The organism is Neobacillus niacini, assembly GCF_046591715.1.
Lineage (GTDB): Bacteria > Bacillota > Bacilli > Bacillales > Cytobacillaceae > Neobacillus > Neobacillus niacini_L.
Window position 1 is genome coordinate 116,881 of sequence record NZ_JAWVNQ010000004.1, and the last position, 20,334, is coordinate 137,214.

Here is a 20,334-nt window from a genome sequence, read left to right on the forward strand (position 1 = left end):
TTATTAGAAATGGAGCTGACAAAGGAATGGAATTTGAAGCTAGAAATAGTACAGAAGCGGCCCTTCACGAGTATAAAGCAGGCTTAGGTGTATTTACTCAAAAAATGCCTGAATTTGCAAAGCACTTCAATGCCTTTACTGAAGAATGCTTTAAAGAAGGTGCCCTATCACAGCGTGAAAAACAATTAATAGCATTAGGTATTAGTCTGTATACACAGGATGAATATTGTATTATTTATCATACAAAGGGATGTCTTGATCAAGGTTGTTCTGAACAAGAGATTCTTGAAGCCGTAGGTGTAACAGCGGCATTTGGCGGCGGCGCAGCTATGAGTCAGGCGGTTACACTTGTTCAAGAATGCATCGAGGATTTAAATCAACTGAAACAATAAAACTAACTAAAAACCCATCAAAGAACAAATGTTCTTTGATGGGTTTTTAGTTAATTATTTTTTCTTACCTCTTTCATTAGGAAATTAACAAATTCATCATCTTTAACGAGCCAAACTTCATAATTTCTTTTTAAGTAACTTTCACCTTCCCCAAAACTTTCAAAGGTCTGTTCTAATTTATTTCCATTTCGTTCAATTGCCCACTTCTGTTCATCTACCTGATAAAGGAAGTAAAGATCTTCCCTTCTGTTTTTATACAACGTTCCAAAGGTGGATCCTTTTGTGTTATAACGATTTCGTCTTGCATCTTCTGGAACGGGTTCTAGATGAAAGGTCTCTGTTACAAAGCTTTTATAGGCTTCCTCGATTAATGAGCAGCCAGAAGCTTTTGCATGCCCGCCGCCACCGTACTTGCCTGCTACAGCTGAAACATCCACATGGTCATGAATGGTTCGGAAACCCATTCGTTTCCCGCCAATATTTATGATTGCTATGTAATCGAGATGGGGGTATTCTTTTCCCAGTTCATTCCCTAGCTCCGAGTGATAAGATTCAGCATAGACCACACCTGCATAAAGTCCATCAATTTCAGTCTGAACCAGCTCTCTCCTTTTCCTTCGGATATAACGGTCAATCTTATCTTCTTCCATATCTAAGATTTTCTTTTCAAACTCGTCAAAATGAAAATGTTCACTTGTCCGAAGACGAGAAATCATTTTTTCTTCAAATTCGTCAATGGAAACCAGAAAAAATAACGCATTCAAACGTTGAGCATCTTGATTATTATTTTTCTCCCATTCCCATGTATCATATTGTCTAACCAACTCAACAAATTCAGATATGGCGTCTGATCCTTCAAGTTGCTGATGAGAAAGAAGGTACTGATACAGTAATGAAGTTGCTGAAGTTAACCTCCCTGCTTCATCCTCAACCACAACATGGCCCCATGCATAGTCATTATAATGCAGTGCTGTTTTGTGATGATCGATTAGCTGCACTTTCCCCCCATTTTGATAAAACTCTTCTATACTTTGTTCATTTTTATCATTCACAGACAGGTCTGTAATAAATAAAAAGGTATTTTTATCATCGTTCTCAAAAAACCACTCGACTTCTCGATTTAAACCTGAGATAGAATTGTATCGAATTTTGACATCTTCTCCAAAGGCAAGCTTTGCTAAAATTCCGCACCCTACACCATCCAGGTCATTATGTGACAATAATTTATACATGACTTCACCCTACTTCCTTATAAACGAAAGAATTTCATTTTTCTGCTTTTGGAAAGCATTTCTTCCTAAGTCACTCAGAACATCCATATACTTTATCTCATCAAAAGGAACTTCCTCGCCTAATTCTTCATTAATTCGCAGGTACTGCTCCCTAAGCAGCAGCTGACAGTGATAAGATACAGATTCTGAAGACAAATGCAGTGCCAAATCCAATAGCTTTGGTGTTACCTTCATCGAAGGGAGATGAAAGGGAAGCCACTGATTAATCCCCCAATATTTATCCTTGCCATTTGTAAAATCAATATGCTGTAACCCTGTACCTAACGATAGTATGTGAATTTCGTCCATCCCTTTTTGAAAATAATGAATAGCCTCTGTTAGTCCAACCAACGAAGGATTATTCGCCCAAAGTCCGCCATCAATAGATAAATATTGATCACCTATTTTATTTGGAGGAAAATAAACAGGTGCTGAGCAGGATGAAAGAACCGCATCCCAAAGTTTAATCGATAAATCTTCAGTTTCAGGATGGCCGTAGTTGGAGCGATGGATAAATGGTTTTCCGTGTGTAATGTCTACAGCAGGAATCAGAAGCGGCTTTGTTATGTCCTGCATCATTACTTCACCAAATGCTTTTTTTAATAAATGCCGGAGGGAACGGTCACTATAGACACTTTTAAACAGCCCAACCTTTGCCTGCCTGGTAAAAATTTTTTCACCGTAATGCTTGTAGCTCTCGTATATTTCACTCATTTTTTTATTAAGTGAAACAGAGGCCGCTATAATCGCACCGGTACTTGTACCAGCCACTACATCAAACATTTCACCAACAGAGTGGCCTGCTTCTTCTTCCAATGCCTGCAAAATGGTAATGGCAAAAATACCTCGAATACCACCACCATCTATACATAGTAATTTCATAAAATTCCACCTAATAATATCCACTTTTTCTTAAGTTTGCCCTTTCTTCAATAAACTTATCATTGAATGCTTTCCTCTTTATTTTCCATTGTTTGGGCAATCGCAGAAATGACTGAGCCAACCGCTTGAATCCAGCTCCCATTTATAGACAATGTTTGGCTCTCGGATTCTTGTTTGGACTCATTATTTTCTCTATATCCTTTAAATCTATTTTCGTTTTCACGAATACTTCTGAGCTCTTGTGCTCCGCCAAATGCTTGCATGGAATTCCCGATAATTTGTAAGACATTCCCTGTAATATTGAGGGTTCTAATCGTAGAAGGCTCATCCATTAAATCCTCCGGAAGTGCTATACCTCCACCTACTGCCTGCAGCAAATTACCGTTTATATCCAGCTTAAGTTTATTCTCTTCTGAAATATTTAGTAATATCCCGGCAACCACAGTTGAATTCCCAATCGCTTGGACTTCATTCCCAAGCTTTCCTAAGGTAAAGCCTTCTTGTGCATCTGCTATTAGGGCATTGCCAGTACCTTGAAGAACATTCCCCCATAAGTTCAGACTTTGTTGTGTATCTTCGTTAAGTGATGGTGTAGTTCCCACCGCAGCTGTAACCGTTCCTATGGCTTGAATCCATGCTCCGAAAAGTTCTTTTAGTTGATTATCCATTCCTTATGCCGCCCATCATGTAACATCGTTATAGAATCATATTCATTACAGCCCATGGTTGTTAAAAGAAAAGAAAATAGCCTCCGTTACCGGAGGCTTCATCTGACTAATTCCTTTTCATGATGTGTAAACGTTAAATTATAAATTTGCCTTGGCCTGCCTTTTGAAGTCACCTTTTCAACTCCAGCAATTTCAACTAAATCTGCATCCAGCCACTGAAGGAGAATGCGGTTGGCACTTCTTACCGTAATGGTTAAAATCTCAGCCAGCTCCTGAGCCGTAAAGTAGTCCTTACCTGAACGGTTCACCTGAGCGAGGATTTTACTTAGATATGTTGCTGTCATCCCTGCTTTTTCCGCTCTTTCTAATAGCACCTTATCCGTAATAGACAACTCATACACTAAAGGATTTGTCATCTCGACCGGTCCAATCACACTTCGATCTTCTCTAACGATATAGCATAAGTTTCCCCCTGACTCCTGTGATTGTCGGAGAGCTATACGTGCATGTGTTCCTGCCTCATTGGCAGTAAGACCAAATCCAATTCCAATACTGATTGAAACACCAATTTTAGTTTTAGTGTCTTTTAAAATTGGAATCGTTTTATACCCTTTAGTGACTCTTTCAAAAACACCTCGAGTAGTAACAAACAAATATTCATCTCCACCTAGATTTGTCAGATGGCCATCCAGGCATTCTACGTAATCGAGAAATAATCGATAAATATCAAGTTTAAGCTTTTGAACCTCATGTTCTGAGGATTTTTGATGGATCAGCTGGCTAAATTTATCAATACTAATAATTCCAAACACAATTTGTGATTCTTTATTTCGGCGCTTTTCTGTCGAAAGCAGTGCTCGTTCTAATGATACAACTATGTCTTGTTGAGTAGGGATCACCCACTCATTCGGGATATTTAGTTCTGTTAATGCTTCTGAAACTACTTTAATCCCCGTAAGTGCTCCTTTGCAGCGCCCCTGTTCAAATTTTTCCCGATGAAATTGAACAATTTTTTCCTTTAGGTCTAAAGAAGAATCCTCAAAATAATAGATTTCCTTTACTGATTCACCCAGCTCTTCGATAACGATTCCTACTTCTTGAGAAGATAGGGTATCAATGGACAATTCACCAATGGTTTTAATTCTATCTTTTAATCGGTATAATGCTCTAAATAAACCTGTTCCTTTTAATGGAATATAATGTGCCGGGACCGTGAATCCTGCCTGTTCCTTCGCAAGTTTATAAGGAAGATATCCAGAAAACAGCAGCACTTCAACTTGACCTGACACTTCTTCTGCAAACCTAGGAGCATCATAAATATTATCTGAAGTCATAAAGGTGGGATTGAAGTTTGGGAATCCCTTTAATGCATCCTTAATTTTATCAACGATTATAGTAGGACCGATTACTCCGATTGATATTGTGTGGACCAATTAAGACACCTCCAGGTGAGGAAAAAAGAAATATTAAGATTCATTCGAACAATAATCATTGATCCATTCACTGAGATGTTCCGTTACAAAGGGATCGTCGTTAAGATGAGGATATTCACGATAAACACGATCAATTTCTTCTGATTGACCAGGACTTAATACCTCATTAGAGCTTATACACCAGTTTCCTCTCAGTAATCCCTGGCGGCGGAGGACTTCATTTATCCCGGCAATACTGCCCTTAAATTGATTTGAAGCATCAAAGAACGCAGCATTACTGTCGGTTACTTCAATACCCCGTTGAAGTAGATGTGCAGGAATTTCCCCATTATCACGTACGGCTTTGATTTCATTTAGTAACTCCACTGCTTTATTTGTCCATACGGCCCAGTGTCCTAATAATCCACCTACAATCTTCTTCTCGACTGGTTTGTTATCAACCATGAACTTATATGTGGTCAATAAATCTCCTACGATATTATCATCATTACCCGTATAAAGAGCAATATCATTACTTCTTGAAGAATGGCAGACTGCCCTAATGACATCATTTGTTTGGTACCGGTTAAACGGTGCCATTTTTATCGCCATGACGCCTGGAATCTCAGCAAATTCACGCCAAAATTGATAGCTGAGGATTCTCCCGCCGACAGCCGGCTGAAGGTAGAAGCCAAAAACTGGGATCACATCACAGATCTTTTCTATTCTTTTTAAGAGTTCCAGTTCCGACCAATCATTTAAACCACCCATGCTGACCAGCCCAAGATGATACCCCAAACTGCTGGCTATAGAAGCTTCAGCTAATGCTTGATCTGTTGGACCGCATATTCCCGCTACCTTAATAAATGAGCGCCCTAATGCTGCATGTTCAATTTCATTCGCAGCTAAACGGAGTACAGGTTCATATAGATTCACATCACGGATTTCAAACTGCGTTGTATGCACACCTACTGCCACTCCGCCTGCTCCTGCAGCCATATAATAGCGTGTAAGAGCTTTCTGTCTCTGTTCGTCAAGCTGGCGGTCTTCATTAAGTGCCAGTGGATGTGCTGGGATTACCGTGCCTTCATGAAGAAGATTCATAATCGCAGGAGATAGCTTAGTTCTCATGTATTAAAATCCACCCTTTCTCTCTTGAAAGTGCGTAGGTTTGTTTAAGGTTGCTCCTCCCTCATTTACCCAATCGGCGGTCCAGTCAATCATTTGACGGAGCGAAACTCTTGGATACCCAAATAATTTATGAGACTTTGAGGCATTGCTTAGGAGGGCAGTATTTTGTTCTTGGTTAATAAACATCGGCTGTATTCCGAAAGCTTCTCCAAACTGTTCTCCAAGCCACCTGATGGAAACAGTCTCTGGTCCTGTAATATTTAAAATGGCTGGAGGTGTATCGCAGACCAATAATGAGCGAAGCGCCATTTCGTTGGCATCACCCTGCCAAATCACATTTGCATGTCCCATGCTTAAATCAATCGGCCGCTGTTCTTTGACAGATTTAGCAATTTCTAAAATCACACCATAGCGTAAATCATTAGCGTAATTCAATCTGAAATGGACCATAGGTATTCCAAATTTGTGAGAATAGTAGGTGAATATCCGTTCTCTTCCCAGGCATGATTGTGCATATTCTCCAACAGGTCCTGTTGGATGCTCCTCTGAAGCACCGCTTAATGAGACAGGGGTAAGAGGATAAACATTTCCAGTGGAAAAGGAGACGATCCGTGAATTTCTAAACTTTTCGGCTACTCTCCCTGGTAAATATGCATTCATAGCCCAGGTAAAATGTTCATTGCCAACCGTACCAAACTTATTCCCTGCCATATAAATGATATTCTCAACATCAGGCAGCTCTTGAAGCTCGCGATCGTCTAATAGATTGACAGATAATGTTTCAATTCCTTCAGCATTTAATTCTTGTTTTAATGTCCCTGTTGAAAAACGTGACACCCCAATGACTTTCTTATTCAAGCCTGCTTTATTAATTGCATTTTTCGCAAGTTTTGCGAGGCTGGGACCCATTTTTCCACCTACTCCTAAGATCATTATATCTCCATTTATTTTAGCCATATCACCCAGCAGTGCCTCTGACGGTTCCGCTAATTTTAATTCAAGTTGTTCAATAGTTTGCATTATTCTTCACTCCTCAATATTTTTTCAATTCCTAATTTTAATATCTTGCAATTCCTTTATCGATTCCCGAATGCATTTTTCTGCATTGTGTCCAAAATATTCTAACGAGATAAAGTTTTGATAACCTTTTTCTCTTAATTGATTCAATAACTGCTTATGATCAACATCTCCACCAAAAATAGAGGTAGGAATACTTTGATCCCAGTCTTCATGGTTCCAACGATAGTTTTTCAGATGAACGTGTTGGATAAAGGGATGCAATGTATGAAAAGCTTCCATTTGTTCTAATCGATCCACATAAAGATTAAATCCATCGAATATCAGACTTAAGCGGGGATGATTGACTTCGGAAACAATTTTAGTAATAGATTCAATAGTGTCAGCAAAGGTATTATTATGAATTTCGACTCCCACATTTACATCGTCCTGATCCACTTCCTGTATGGCCTGTTTAAGATGATCGATCGTTCGCTTCCATTGTTCATCACTTACTTCTTTGGATGGATAATGCCCGACAAATGTACGAACTAATGGACAGTTCAGCTGAAAGGCAATATCGGTATAACGTTTAATTTCAGTAACACTATCAATGACTTCCTCTTCACTTTTTGAAAAGTAAGTATAGGGACTTATAGCAGGAATTGATAGATTATAGGAACGAACAAGAGAATTTAAGTTCTGTAATGAGTTGCTTCGCTCTAGGTACTCCTCAATATGTCCAGTCCACAGTTCGACCCCATCCAATCCCAATTGGTACGCGAGCTTTAAGACATTCTCAACACTGTGATCTTTAAACCCAGTGGAGCAAAGGCTTATCTTCAAACAATATCCCCCCTTAATTCCACTGCAAGTTCCTTGCCTGATTGATGTGATTGGTAAATCGTTTCGATTGCTGCAATGACTGACTTTGCATAGGTACCTGAACACTCAGGTTCGCTATTATTCTCAATGCTTTCTAGCAGATCCTCAAATTGCAAGATAAACGGGTTGGAGCTGTTCTCAATGGCGACCTGTCGATACTCTCCATTTTCACTAACCCAGACACCTTTACCGGAAATAAGTTTGATCATCCCTTTTGAAAAAATAATTTCAGTTTCATTCTTAGGAACACCTGGATAACCAGATTGTGAAATAGTTGCCGGAATTCCGTTTGAAGTTTCTAGATAGACCACTCCACTGCCTTCAACGTCACCTTTATTTCCAAAATAACTAACAGATGCTTTGACTTTTGCTATCGTACTCCCTGTGAGCCACTGAATTTTATCAATGGAATGTGCTCCTAAATTCATTAAGATACCGCCGCCTGACTGCTCTTTGTGAAAAAACCAATCCGGCCGATTTTCATAAAAATAATAAAGGTGACGCGTATCATTAATCATCACAAGTTGACCGAATGTGCCAGCTTCAATCATTTCTTTTACTAAAAGGTTTTCTGGGAGGTAGTGCTGTGTATGCCCTACTAATAGTTTGATAGAGTTTCGTTCAGCTTCTTGAATGATGATTTCGCATTCTTTTTTATGTAATGCCATAGGTTTTTCTAGTAAAATATGACATTTACTTTGAGCACACCAAAGTGCTGCTTCCTTATGAAGAAAATGAGGAAGGGCAATCACCACAATATCGGGTTTCTCCTTTATAACCATCTCTTTATAATCGCTATAAGGTGTAAGGTTATAATGAAGAGCCAATCTTCGGGCTTTTTCCTCGTTTATATCTGCAATCGCAATGGGTGTAAGTTTTTGCCTTAGCTCCTGTAATGCTTCTAAATGGTAGTCGGCAATAATCCCAGCGCCAATTAAGGCAATTTTATAAACCATAATAACCATCCTTTCCGTTCAAGGAATAAACTACTTGATCCCTGAAGAACTGTCTCCATGTACAAAGTATTTTTCCGCAAACAGAAATACAATTAAGATTGGAATTAAACTTATTAATGCGGCTGCAACCAAATATTGTTCGTTCCCAAACCACTGGCCGCCCAGTGAAAGAATACCAATTGGCAATGTATAATTTTCTTTTGATGTCAAGTAAATACTTGGTGCTAAAATTTCATTCCATTTTGCCATAAAGGTGAAAATCGCTAGCGTCGCAAGTGCTGGTTTACACATCGGGAGAAAAATCCTCCAATATATTTGAAAAGGACTGCACCCCTCTAATTTGGCTGCCTCTTCATAGTCATTCGGGATATTCATAAACGCTTGCCGCATAAGAAATATCCCAAAAGGCTGTGCAAGCCACTCAAATATCCATAAAGGAACAAGGGTATCTAGAACGCCAAGGTTTTTAAAAATGATAAACTGTGGAATGATGGTAACCACCGGCGGAATCATCATCGTCCCTAAAACGACTAAAAATAGAGAGTTTTTAAATGGAAAGTTGAGTCTCGCAAAAGCGAAAGCGACCATTGAACTCGAGAGCAGTGCACCGATCACAGAAAGAACCGTTACGATTAAACTGTTCATGGTATATTGGCCAAAATCACCCAATTGAAATACTTCCGAATAATTGCTCCATTTAAATGGCTCAGGGATCCACTTTGGCGGAACCATTGTATATTGTGCATATGTTTTTAATGAATTAAAGACAGCTGTTAAAAACGGTAACAACATGATCATAGAACTAATAAAGATAAGCACAAAACTAATAATTTTTTTAAAAGAATAAATCCTATTCATCTAGGGCTGCCTCCTTCTCCTATTTATCATAGTAAACCCACTTATTTTGCAGTTTTACTTGAATAATAGTAAGGGTGAAAAGTATCGCGAACATTACCCAAGCTATGGCCGAGGCATATCCCATATGAAGGAATGAAAATCCTTCGCGGTACAGGTATAACATTAAGACCAAACTTGCATTATTAGGCCCGCCTGCCTGATTTATATCTCCTGCTCCGCCAGTCATAACATAGATCTGTTCAAAAGCCTGGAACGTAGAAATGGTACTTAAGATTAACACCAGGAAAGTTGTTCCTGAAATCATTGGCAAGGTTATATTTCTAAACTTTCTAAATACCCCGGCTCCATCGATTTCAGCTGCTTCATATAGATTATTTGGTACACCTTGTAATCCTGAAAGGAAGATAATCATGATGTACCCAACACCCTTCCATACTGCTACTAATACCAATAGAGGAATAACAAGCATTTCATCTTGTAACCACAGCTGCGGGTCAAGTCCAAGCTTAGTTAATAGATTATTAGCCATACCAAATCGCGGGTTAAAAATCGCGTCAGAAACATACATAATAACAGTCCAGGAAGAAATAACCGGAATAAAATGGGCCATTCGGAAAAACTTTAATCCCTTTAATTTTTGATTTAAAGAAATGGCCAAAACTAGACCTAAAATGGTTTGAGCTGGCACAAATAAAATAGCAAAATAAATAGTATTCCAAAGCGACTTCCAAAACACTGGATCATTGATTAGCTTTTCATAGTTGTCTAATCCAACCCAATTAGGAGGATTTAAAATATCATATTCTGTTAAACTGAAATATAGGGAGGCGATTAATGTTCCAAGGACAAACACCACGAAATGTATAATATAGGGTGATACTAACAACAGTCCCCATTTCCCCTCACTACTAATACCTTTTCTCTTCACAGAACCCAATGAAATCACCTCACTCGTAAGTTTCTCTAGAGAGTATGTATCCCTATTAAAAAATCACCTCCCTTTCTACCAAGAAAGGGAGAGCAGATTAAGTTTGTAAACGTTTTCTATTTACTTTTTATAAAAACCGTCTAATACTTCTTGTATTTCTTTATCAGCTTGTTTTAATGCATCTTCAACTGTGGTTTCACCTAAGAAGGCACGATCTACATTTCCGTTAAACTTAGCCAGCCATTCGCTCCAAACTGCATTTGCGTCTAATGTACCCGCAAACTCAATGCTGTCGATAAAGGCTTGTTTATTGATTTTCTTATCACCAGAGTTTAGGAAAACATCAGAATTTGCAATGGATTTCTTAACAGGTACAGCCTCACCTAAGCTTGCCCATTCCTTTTGAACATCATCTTCTGTTACCCAATATTTAATCCATTCCCAAGCTGCTGCTGCTTTCTTCTCATCAGATTTTGAGTTGATTTGCCATGAGTTCGCAATAACTGGTGCGAACCTTTCTCCAGACGGACCTTTTGGCAAAAGAGTAACATCATAATTAAGTCCAGCTTCGTTTGCTGCCAATACCCTTGCATAAATTCCAAATCGCATTGCTGAAGCTTTACTAGGGAATACCGCTAAAGGACTTTGGAAACTCTTTAGATCAGATGGATCTGTGATAATTCCTTTCTTCATACCATCAACCATCCAATTTACTGCATCCACATTCTCAGGAGAATTTACGATAGACTTTTGCATTGTTTCATCCAAAACACCACCGCCAAATGCTTTCATTACTGGGAACCATCCTTCGGTAATGTTAAAGAATGTCAGTCCGAATTGAGAAACATTTTTAGCGTCAAAATTGGAATCACTAGCGGTATTTCCTTTTGCGTCAACCGTTACCTTTTCAGCAGTTTCCTTCAGATCATCGTATGTCCAATTCTCAGAAGGATAATCTACTTTTGCTTTATCAAACATATCTTTGTTGTAGAAAAGCACTCCTACTTGAATCCCTTGTGGAACGGCCCAATATTTCCCATCGGCGTCTTTGTTAAAATCCATTCCATAGTAATCTTCTTTCTTAATGTCCTTATTGATTAAATCTGTTAGATCTTTCGCAGCACCACGTTCGGCATATTTAGAAACTAATACACCATCAGATAACCAAACATCTGGTGCATTCCCTGCTGCAATCTCTGTATCTAGTTTTTGATAAAATTGACCATAAGGTGAAGATTCTGTTGTTACTTTAATATTTGGATGTTTCTCCATGAATTTCTCAATTAACTCTTGCATTTTTGCGTCAGAGCTTGCTGATGAATAATAACCTAGTTTTAATTCGACTGTATCATCTGAATCTTTTTCTCCGTTGTTGTCTGATGTGTTTGTTTTTTCTTTTGCACAGCCCGTTAGAAACAAAACCAACACTAGCAACACTGACATCATTAATGACAAAAACTTTTTTTGCTTCACAAAAATCCCCCTCAAATTTAATAGATTAAAAATTTCGAAAAAACAATTTATTTATCTTTAATACTAAAGTACCATTGCTTGCCAATTCCGGTCAATGTCTTTTAAATGTCTTTAAATGACTCAATTTACCTGCTAATCTTTAATAGAACCCGGACAAATGGAATCCGGGTTCTATTCTATTTACCTCAACAGCACCTGAACACTTTCATAGGGTTTTCCAGCCAATTCCCATTCCAGCATATTTATATCCCTGATACTATAACCGCTTAGATCAATCTCCACGATATCACTATCTATTGAAGGAACAACCGGGACTGATTGACCATTAAGTAATAGTTTCATAGGACTTTTCCTTACTCCCAACAGGGATAGAGAATACGAAGTTCCATCATTTTTAAACGATATACTTCCCTTTTCTGGAGCTCCTGGCAGGCGGTGAATTAATGTAAAGGCATGAAGCTCTACCACTATTTGATCACCTGCTTGAGTAAATGGCACTGCTATGTTATTCACCTTTACCATTGAAACATTAGAAGCCCGAACAATCATTGCTAATGATTGCAGCTCTGCTTCAGAATCTACGGTAATATTTAACACACCATTAATCACTTCACTGCTTACTGAGTTACTAAAATCAAAAGATTTATCACTAGCTGTTGATACTTTCCCGATAGACAAACTGCCAGTCTCTGCATCTGGCCGATAATACATGTGGTCAGTTTGATTTTCGAGATTTACTGCTATTTGATGTTCACCTGTTTTTGAGGCAGAAATCTTTGCACTATCTTCGGAAGTTGGCTGTAGGACCGTGACAAATTGTGCTTCTTTACCTTCTTGCCTTTGAAGGACGATAGGCGTTTCTTGATTCGGATGATTAGATGGTCCTGGTCCATACGTTTCCACTACTTCTCTTGATCCAAAAGGTAATGACACAATACGAAGTCCCGCCTTTCCTTGACTCCATGAACCTTCCCATGCGTCTTCTGTAATGGTACTTTTTGAATTTGATAATAATTGATAGCCATCTTTGTCTCCAAGTGCTTCACTTCGTACTTCAAGCGGGAGTTCAGTACTAAAATCTCCTAAACCATGTAAAAGATAATCATATTGGTGTTCCTTTTCAGAGTCTGATAGTGTAAACCAATCGATGGCATACTCATCTTCAAGTATAAGCGTCCGCTTGTATTCCACACCATCATAAGCTTGATCAGCCTGTGCAGATATGATTTTTAGGTTTGGTGAATTTATAAATGTATCTAATTCTCCTTCACTTTGTTTCTGCGAAGCACCATTTACCACAACGGTATTATGACTAATGGTTTGTTTATACCATGAAAGGTAAGCAGGGTGGCCATAACTAGGTGTACCAAAGTCTGGTGCCAGCAAATGTCCTTTACCAAATAAATCAATATGCAGCTTATCAGGATGCCCGTGTGAACCTCCATGGGGACCATAATCCATTAACAGGTAATTTTGATCAGAAGTCCCTCCCGAGCGTAAGATAGCATGACCAACACCATCAAAATTACGACTCTCAATTTTCGGGGTATCAACATCTGGAATTTCGTCTACACCTTTAAACAAGGCAAAATCCCCTTCTCTTTTTATGTTATTGGAACCGTATTTTTGTTTTAATAGCCAAGCATATTCTGTCTTTTTGTAATGAGAGTAGGCTGCTTCGTATTCATAAAAGCCTTTTGGTGAAACAGGACCGATTAAGGTAGAGCCGTATTGTCCGCCATCATTATTGGCTGGCACCGTTAAGTTCGGGTAGGCATAACTTAACGGGACATCAAACATTTTCCTAAGGTTTTCATTTGCATACAAGTCATGTCCCCAGCGCTTTGCACCCTCAGCTAAAATGTTAAGCGGTGTTAAGGCATACATATGATAGGCGATGGTTCCTTCCCACCAAAAACCATCACGTAAAACACTTTCTTTCATCAGATATTCAAATCCGTGTTCACTATTTATTGCAAAATCAATCAACTCTTGGTCACCTAACACAAACCCAATCATGCCTATCGCTGCGATATGCCACGCCTGCCAGTTAGAGCGTCCCATGTCGTATTCACTTATGGCATGTGCAGAAGGCTTTAGAAAATTCAACTCGATGTTCGCTTTTTCTTGGTTAGTTAAAACCCCGCTATCATGAATCAAATCATACGCATGACTAACATCAATCATGCTGACGGCTTCATCCAGCGTTTGCCAGTACATTCTGCCGCCTCTAGCTTGAACAGGATAGTTAGGATATACTTCTGCATAGCTTAATAGAATGTCTTTCGCTTTTTTTGCGTATACAAGTTCATCACTTAAACTGTAAGCGGTTGCAAGTGATTTTAAAGCTCGAACAAGCTCATCATGTCTGTAATAGCGCCATGCAGCATCATAAGAAGACCCTGTATAGATTTTATCTTCAGAAGCACAGTAATGCTGGAATGGTTTTGTTGAATCATACGTTAAAGCCGATCCATCCTCACATAGATACCATGTTGGGTGCCCTCCACCCTCTCTAGGTACTGCTGCATCACTAGTTAACCATTTATCTGCTTCAGCTTTTACTTTGCTCCAGTAGGATTTTGCCCACTCCACATTTTGCACTCGATTTTTTGCACGTTCTACCTCATCAGCCCCTACAAATGCATTAGGATGAGATTCCATTGATGGCTGCCAATCTGCGACTTTGTATGCTAATTTAACATTAAAATTTGCCCCCATTTGCAGACGGGAAGAAATCGGGATCGTCATCTGTTTCTCCTCCCCCTTACTTGCATCTGTTGGAATAGTAACAGTGAAGGTTAAGATTTTCCTTTGGTTTGGAGCCAAAGTTCCAGCAGCCTCATCTACTGAAACAATTCCGTCTAATTCAGATGGAATTTGAACTTGGAATTCATCTGTTTCATTGGCTTTGTTACTGATTTCGATACTGTAATTTAATGAACTGCCAGGCAGATTTTGCTTAACAATCTCTCCTGATGGCACGGTAAAGGTTTCTCTCACTAATTCTAACGAGTCAAAATATAAAACCGTATCAGGAGCAGGAACTTGACCTGCTGACCATTTAGCATGAAATTGCAATCTTTGAATTTGATCTAATCCTAGTGGATTCCGTGCTGGCGCTAAATCTTTCAAAGGGATTGAGAGCTTTTTCCACCCTGTCCAATCGACTATAAAACCTGAAGAGTAATAATCCAGCCCTGTTTGACTTGTATCATCAGATTCCAAAATCACGGTTATATTGGACCCAGTAGCTTTTTCTGAATAGAGCCAAACCTGAAGGGTATCAAAACGAGACCAATCCGTTGGAATTGCCGATGTTCTTACCACTGATTTTGTATCGAGATTCATCCACTTACCCGAAAATCTTCCTTCCTTGACTTTCGTACTATCAGTAACAAGAGAAGTCCACTTTGAAACATCTTCAAAACCATCAACCGGTAATCGATCAAGTGCTTGGAGTGTATCGATTGTAAAATCATCAAAAATTAACTCTGTTTCAGGATTTGGGTCTGGCATTCCTGCATACCAGTTTGTATGGAACTTTAAACTATCAATCTTTGAAAATCCTTCCGGAGAATTAGCTTTCGTAAACATATAAAAAGGAATAACCAGTTCTTTCCAGCCTTCCCAATCCACTATGAGGTTATAAATAAAATAGTCTGCTGCTGTGGTTGAAGCAGAGTTGGAATCGAGGATAACAGAAATTCGCTGATCTGTAGCCTTTTTAGAGTGTACCCAAAGCCTTAGAGCTTCATGTCCGCTCCAATCATGGGGAATCTGAGTTGTGCTAACTACTTTTCTATAATTTCCTGAATTGTAGATTTGCCAGCGTCCTGACTGAGTACCTTCTCGGATGGTCGTCTTTTCTGATAATAATCCTCCGCTCCATTGCGTTAGCTGTTCAAAGTTTTGTATCGAGAGTTTTGTAGAAACATCAGGTTCTCCCTCGGCATTGACGATGACACTAGACATCGGTACTTGCAGGACAATTGATAGTAACAACACTGCTATTAATATGAAATGTAAGCCAATTTTGTACTTTTTCCGCAATAACCTTCACTCCATCCCCTATGATTATTTTGAATTTTATACTCCTATTTTTATCATAGGTGCTCCTCCATTTGGAGACAATGTCCTAAAGTCGTCTTAAAATAAAAAACATCTAAGGAGATGAAGATCCTTAGATGTTCAAAGAACTATTAAACTTTTACTATGAAGGCTTTTTCTGTTTTTCCCTCTTCTCGTTTAATGAGAATAATTTCGCCGCTCAAATGTGTCTCTGCAAACTGAAAGCTGCCAGGACCTTGGTGCGAAAATAGGATGATATCTGTTTTTTCTTGTCTCTTTATCTCTAATGCCGTAACCAAATTAGGCGTAATAGTTCTTCCATAAGAATCCTTCACATCAATTTCTGTAACATCTAGATTTTGATCCGCTAATTTTTGATAGGGGAACAAAATGGTTACAAACTTGGTAAATCCTTCTTTCGTTTGCTTAAATATCACCTTATTAGAATCTGATTTCTGATTATAGTGACGGGCGATTTGACATTTTCTTTGTTTAATATCACATTGTGTTAGTGCGATCATTTTGAGGTTAGGGCCTTCGTTAATATCGGTATTAACAATACCTTTATCAGCCTCTATCTCCACGGGCACATTTTCAGCAAAATGGAAATGTTGTTCGTATACGTGCTTTCCATCTGAGTCACATGTATCGATTAAGATCCAAATGTCTGGTTTCACAAATAAAATCTGCCGTAAAACCATAACAGGTTTCTCTAATTTCCAATATCCATTATGCCCGCATTGTATATAATCGTAAGATGGGTGTGTGGTCCAATACGAATTGACGGGTTTAGCAGTTTTCTCCCATGTCCAAGAGTCCTTGTAAGAAGATATGGAGACACCATCAACAATCAGTGTATTATGCTGAAAGGACTCTTTAAAATATTGTCTATCTGCAGTTTCCATATAGGTATAACGTCCGGAGTCTATTAAGAATTCACGTCCATATGCCGACAAGTCTATATGTAAAAAATCATCATGCCCATGTGCTCTAATCAAGTCCATATGTCCGCCATCAAACAACAGATAGTTTGCATCCTTACTCCAATCGCTGCGCATGATTGCATAACCAGAATTCTCTAAGTAATGAGAAGTAAAAAGAGGTACTTGTGTTTCCATGGAATTGTATTGTTCTACTCCATCTTTGCCAAAATACCATATACCATCATAATTCAGTGTTGGATAAGCAATGGTTTTTAGATCTCCCCAATGAAGAAGCACTGCTCCATGACACATGATATCTCTTATGTCTGTATCGTCACTATCACTTAACATAGGCTGATGGCCATTTGGCTTAATAAAGGCTAGTGATGCGGTAAACATTTGAGATAGTTTTTCCTTTAGAGAGCGTGGATACTGAATGTTGTTACGGTCCATTAAGAGTACTGACTCAAAAAGACAATTCAGCACTTCATGATGGTACATTGAACATTGTTCATTGTGCATTCCGTCACCAAAGATTTGCAGATCTGCCATTTTTGTCATACGATTAATCGCCGTTTGTAACCACTCTTTTGATTCCTTTAACTCTGGATAGAGAAGAGCGATTTGCAAGAGACCGTTTGTTTCAAGGAAGCCCCAGTTACTTTGAGCATCATGAGGAGTAAACGCGATGTTTAAATAATACCCATGAAGAATAACGGCTTCTTGAAAAAGCTTCTCTAGTTTTTCTCCCCATAATGAAGATTGGCGTATACAGGAATAGCCTTTAAGCCAATTGACAATTCTGATTCCACTATCAAGTTTACGCCACGTGTCTTTTACGTTATATTGGTTCTTGTCACTGGATGTGACCTCTTCTTCAGTTAATGGATTCTGTGCGATCCAGTCATTCAATAACTTTATATAGCCAGCAGCATATTTCTCATTATTGGTAAGCCAATAAGCTTGACCTAGTTCTGACATATATCTTGCACGATTAAGCATAACGGTCCATTCAAAATCACCATTTAAACGGTACGTCCAATCTATTTGTTTATCAAAAGTAACAGGGGTTTCACAGCGTTCCATGTCCCAGCGATGCGTGTAAATAAATGTATTTTCACATGCTAAATCGGCACGCTGGATTACCTCATTTATTTCATTTGGCCAATCCTTTTTACACGACGAGACAATAAATTCTTTATCCTCAATGCTCCAGAAGTGCCTAGGATTCTGTCTATCACCCTGCATCACTCCACCTCTCCCTTTTTCCTTACTATCCCATCATTTTAAGTAGTATGGTAGTCGAAGGGAATGTCCAAATATAGACCATAAATACTTAAAGTTAGCTAAAAAAAGGCCAGTATCACACTGACCTCATTCCTAGTATCCTGTTAACATGAGCCCTCTTTCAATTAATATTGGATATTCTTCGTGTAGTTGTTTAATATCCTCAAGTTGTTTTTTCAGCAATAACTGTTTTTCAGGCAGCAAATTTTGTTTGACGAGTATTTCCATAACCTCAATCCTTAAGAGCCAATCCTCTTTAAAGGCTGTGGTTAATTTTTCAATCACTTCTTCGAGTACTTCTTCCACATTATTTACTTTGTTTTCGCGAATACTTCTAACTTTTCCATATAATTGTTCTAAAAGTGATAGTTCTCTTTTTCCAAGGGGTTTCGTTTCCACTTCCTCTAAATCACCATAAAATTGTTCAGAATCTGCGGCACCAGCGAATACGGAGGTTATACAATTTCCAACAGCCAAATCATATGTTCCCCAATCATGATGGAATAAAGTTTGATTTCCAAATGTAACTGTACAATTCCCTAACGATATAAGCAGCAGTTTGCCATCCTTACGATAGAAATGCAGCGGAGTCCCAGCCACTTTAACTCCATTCTCATAGAGAATGACAGATTCTTTGCCTAGCTCTATTCCTATTGCTTTAAGGTCCTCATCACTCATTTCCTCTAATGACTTCTGGCTATTTGCTATTTTTCCAATTGGAGCCCCAAAACCGTCTTGATGTGCAGCTTTTCCATGACCAGGCAATTCGGTATTTTGAAAAGATAATGCTGAGGGGCCTTCTGTTTGGATGTATATCGCTTCCCCTTTATCATCCTTTAAGATATTACGTAATGTTCCAGTTAACTGCAGCCCTGAGCTATATTGAATAGTAGCAGTATGGTTCGAACGAAGTGCTTTATCTAAACCTTTTGTTCCACCAACCTTAAATGCCATGGTTTTTGAGAATTCAATTACCGCATCTATTAACTGATCAAAGCTGTCACAAACAAAAAGCTGGGGCTGTGGTTTAGTAATATCAAAACCGGTTTCAATCACCGTTTGCAAGTCGAAAGGAATTTTCTTAACAGAATCTGTTAAACTGCTCCTTCCTTCTGATACCGAAGATAACAATCCAGCACCATAAATTTGCGGATGATCGACACTGCCGATGAGGCCGTATTCAACCGTCCACCAATATAACCGAGATATTTGTTCCGCTTCTGATAGTTCTGTTACCGCACTTTGTTTTTCTTCAAAAACAGCCTTCGCTTCCTCGATTTCTTCATTTGTTGCTGTGCCGCTTTCTAATAAATTCGAATAGGTACGCACGGCCTCAAATAATTCATGCTCTTCATTTGTGGCCAATGCTTTTGAGCCAATTTGCCCAAATAGCTTTACATACTCTGAGAACTTCTCTTCACAAAGAATCGGCGCGTGACCTGCTGCTTCATGAATGATATCCGGTGCTGGGGTATATTGAATATTTTCTAGTTTCCGAATGTCTGAGGCAATTGGCAGAATACCATGTGCTTGAAAATCGAAGAAAATAACCCCTGGGATAAAACCATCAATATTGGCTGCTCCCCACCCAAACGGCTCTAACGCTTTATTCATATCTATAACATTTGGGATTTTCTCAACGGATATCCCAGAAGACTTTAACCCGCCTACATATGCTTGGTGAGCAGTATTCTTTAAATAGTTATGATTTTGTCTCATCACATAACGCCAAACAGCATGGTCAATCGGTGTATATTTTTCATATTGCTGGTCAACCACATATTTTTGTAAGTGTCTCGGAATTTTCCTTACATTCCCCATAAAAGAAACCTCTCCCTCTAGATGAAAATTAACTTTTCGTTTGTAAAAAAAATTCATCATATTTTGCAGCTAATTCAAAATCTAAATGCGTTAATCCCCTTGCATTCCATGAAGAAATCCTTACTGTCACGACCTTATAGTCGATTGAAATAAATGGGTGGTGATTAACCTTTTCAGATTGATTGGCCACAAGGTTTACGAACTCAATACCTTTCAGATAGTCACGAAAACGATATTTTCGCTCAATCCATTTTTCATCTGTTAATCTCCAGTCAGTTACGGAGGATAACTTTTCTTGAACCTCAGAAGGGGTTAATTTTTCCATTCGCTTCGCTCCTTTATACTATTAAAGCGCTTTCAGCACTATTTACAGTCATCAA

The 20,334-nt window shown here is 38.8% G+C and carries 16 protein-coding genes; 1 reads left to right on the top strand and 15 read right to left on the bottom strand.

Features of this window, described 5'->3' with window-relative positions; translation table 11 throughout:
- Positions 1 to 26 precede the first annotated feature (26 nt).
- Positions 27 to 392: a carboxymuconolactone decarboxylase family protein gene (locus tag SFC47_RS12890; RefSeq protein ID WP_095246885.1), complete on the top strand. Its 366-nt coding sequence runs from the start codon at positions 27 to 29 to the stop codon at positions 390 to 392.
- Between the two features lie 50 nt (positions 393 to 442).
- On the opposite strand, the gene SFC47_RS12895 is transcribed toward SFC47_RS12890, so the two are convergent.
- From SFC47_RS12895 to SFC47_RS12965, 15 genes are all read right to left on the bottom strand, one after another.
- Positions 443 to 1,624: a DHH family phosphoesterase gene (locus SFC47_RS12895; RefSeq protein ID WP_411254698.1), complete on the bottom strand. Its 1,182-nt coding sequence runs from the start codon at positions 1,622 to 1,624 to the stop codon at positions 443 to 445.
- Between the two features lie 9 nt (positions 1,625 to 1,633).
- Complete coding sequence (locus SFC47_RS12900; protein WP_411254699.1) at positions 1,634 to 2,545, bottom strand: CBASS cGAMP-activated phospholipase; 912 nt, start codon at positions 2,543 to 2,545, stop codon at positions 1,634 to 1,636.
- A gap of 59 nt (positions 2,546 to 2,604) precedes the next feature.
- On the bottom strand, positions 2,605 to 3,213 hold the full coding sequence (locus tag SFC47_RS12905) for a DUF6944 family repetitive protein (RefSeq protein ID WP_411254700.1): 609 nt from the start codon (positions 3,211 to 3,213) through the stop codon (positions 2,605 to 2,607).
- A gap of 98 nt (positions 3,214 to 3,311) precedes the next feature.
- Positions 3,312 to 4,646, bottom strand: a complete 1,335-nt coding sequence (locus SFC47_RS12910; protein ID WP_411254701.1) for a GGDEF domain-containing protein — start codon at positions 4,644 to 4,646, stop codon at positions 3,312 to 3,314.
- A 33-nt stretch (positions 4,647 to 4,679) separates the two neighbouring features.
- The gene (locus SFC47_RS12915; protein ID WP_411254702.1) at positions 4,680 to 5,756 is read right to left on the bottom strand and encodes a dihydrodipicolinate synthase family protein; all 1,077 of its coding nucleotides are present in this window, start codon (positions 5,754 to 5,756) and stop codon (positions 4,680 to 4,682) included.
- Positions 5,757 to 5,759: 3 nt separating this feature from the next.
- The gene (locus tag SFC47_RS12920; protein WP_411254703.1) at positions 5,760 to 6,776 is read right to left on the bottom strand and encodes an NAD-dependent epimerase/dehydratase family protein; all 1,017 of its coding nucleotides are present in this window, start codon (positions 6,774 to 6,776) and stop codon (positions 5,760 to 5,762) included.
- 24 nt (positions 6,777 to 6,800) lie between these two features.
- Entirely contained in the window at positions 6,801 to 7,598 is a 798-nt protein-coding gene (locus SFC47_RS12925; RefSeq protein WP_411254704.1) for a sugar phosphate isomerase/epimerase family protein, read from the bottom strand.
- Positions 7,595 to 8,593 carry a Gfo/Idh/MocA family protein gene (locus tag SFC47_RS12930; RefSeq protein WP_411254705.1) on the bottom strand — a complete coding sequence of 333 codons (999 nt, stop codon included), beginning with the start codon at positions 8,591 to 8,593 and terminating at the stop codon, positions 7,595 to 7,597. The genes SFC47_RS12925 and SFC47_RS12930 overlap by 4 nt, the downstream gene beginning before the upstream one ends.
- 30 nt (positions 8,594 to 8,623) lie before the next feature.
- Positions 8,624 to 9,451, bottom strand: a complete 828-nt coding sequence (locus SFC47_RS12935; protein WP_411254706.1) for a carbohydrate ABC transporter permease — start codon at positions 9,449 to 9,451, stop codon at positions 8,624 to 8,626.
- 19 nt (positions 9,452 to 9,470) lie between these two features.
- Entirely contained in the window at positions 9,471 to 10,379 is a 909-nt protein-coding gene (locus SFC47_RS12940; protein ID WP_411254707.1) for a carbohydrate ABC transporter permease, read from the bottom strand.
- A 120-nt stretch (positions 10,380 to 10,499) separates the two neighbouring features.
- Entirely contained in the window at positions 10,500 to 11,852 is a 1,353-nt protein-coding gene (locus tag SFC47_RS12945) for an ABC transporter substrate-binding protein (protein ID WP_411254708.1), read from the bottom strand.
- Positions 11,853 to 12,032: 180 nt separating this feature from the next.
- Entirely contained in the window at positions 12,033 to 15,905 is a 3,873-nt protein-coding gene (locus SFC47_RS12950; protein WP_411254709.1) for a heparinase II/III domain-containing protein, read from the bottom strand.
- A gap of 149 nt (positions 15,906 to 16,054) precedes the next feature.
- Positions 16,055 to 18,094 (bottom strand): alginate lyase family protein, encoded by a 2,040-nt coding sequence (locus SFC47_RS12955; RefSeq protein ID WP_411254710.1) that lies wholly within the window; start codon positions 18,092 to 18,094, stop codon positions 16,055 to 16,057.
- Between the two features lie 132 nt (positions 18,095 to 18,226).
- Positions 18,227 to 19,954 carry an aromatic amino acid hydroxylase gene (locus tag SFC47_RS12960; RefSeq protein WP_411254711.1) on the bottom strand — a complete coding sequence of 576 codons (1,728 nt, stop codon included), beginning with the start codon at positions 19,952 to 19,954 and terminating at the stop codon, positions 18,227 to 18,229.
- Positions 19,955 to 19,982: 28 nt separating this feature from the next.
- Entirely contained in the window at positions 19,983 to 20,279 is a 297-nt protein-coding gene (locus SFC47_RS12965; RefSeq protein WP_411254712.1) for a 4a-hydroxytetrahydrobiopterin dehydratase, read from the bottom strand.
- Positions 20,280 to 20,334 lie beyond the last annotated feature (55 nt).

Bases quoted from the DNA above. Each gene is read 5' to 3' on its own strand.
- SFC47_RS12890 (WP_095246885.1), top strand. From the start codon at position 27: ATGGAATTTGAAGCTAGAAATAGTACAGAAGCGGCCCTTCACGAGTAT.
- SFC47_RS12895 (WP_411254698.1), bottom strand. From the start codon at position 1,624: ATGTATAAATTATTGTCACATAATGACCTGGATGGTGTAGGGTGCGGA.
- SFC47_RS12900 (WP_411254699.1), bottom strand. From the start codon at position 2,545: ATGAAATTACTATGTATAGATGGTGGTGGTATTCGAGGTATTTTTGCC.
- SFC47_RS12905 (WP_411254700.1), bottom strand. From the start codon at position 3,213: ATGGATAATCAACTAAAAGAACTTTTCGGAGCATGGATTCAAGCCATA.
- SFC47_RS12915 (WP_411254702.1), bottom strand. From the start codon at position 5,756: ATGAGAACTAAGCTATCTCCTGCGATTATGAATCTTCTTCATGAAGGC.
- SFC47_RS12920 (WP_411254703.1), bottom strand. From the start codon at position 6,776: ATGCAAACTATTGAACAACTTGAATTAAAATTAGCGGAACCGTCAGAG.
- SFC47_RS12930 (WP_411254705.1), bottom strand. From the start codon at position 8,593: ATGGTTTATAAAATTGCCTTAATTGGCGCTGGGATTATTGCCGACTAC.
- SFC47_RS12935 (WP_411254706.1), bottom strand. From the start codon at position 9,451: ATGAATAGGATTTATTCTTTTAAAAAAATTATTAGTTTTGTGCTTATC.
- SFC47_RS12955 (WP_411254710.1), bottom strand. From the start codon at position 18,094: ATGCAGGGTGATAGACAGAATCCTAGGCACTTCTGGAGCATTGAGGAT.
- SFC47_RS12960 (WP_411254711.1), bottom strand. From the start codon at position 19,954: ATGGGGAATGTAAGGAAAATTCCGAGACACTTACAAAAATATGTGGTT.
- SFC47_RS12965 (WP_411254712.1), bottom strand. From the start codon at position 20,279: ATGGAAAAATTAACCCCTTCTGAGGTTCAAGAAAAGTTATCCTCCGTA.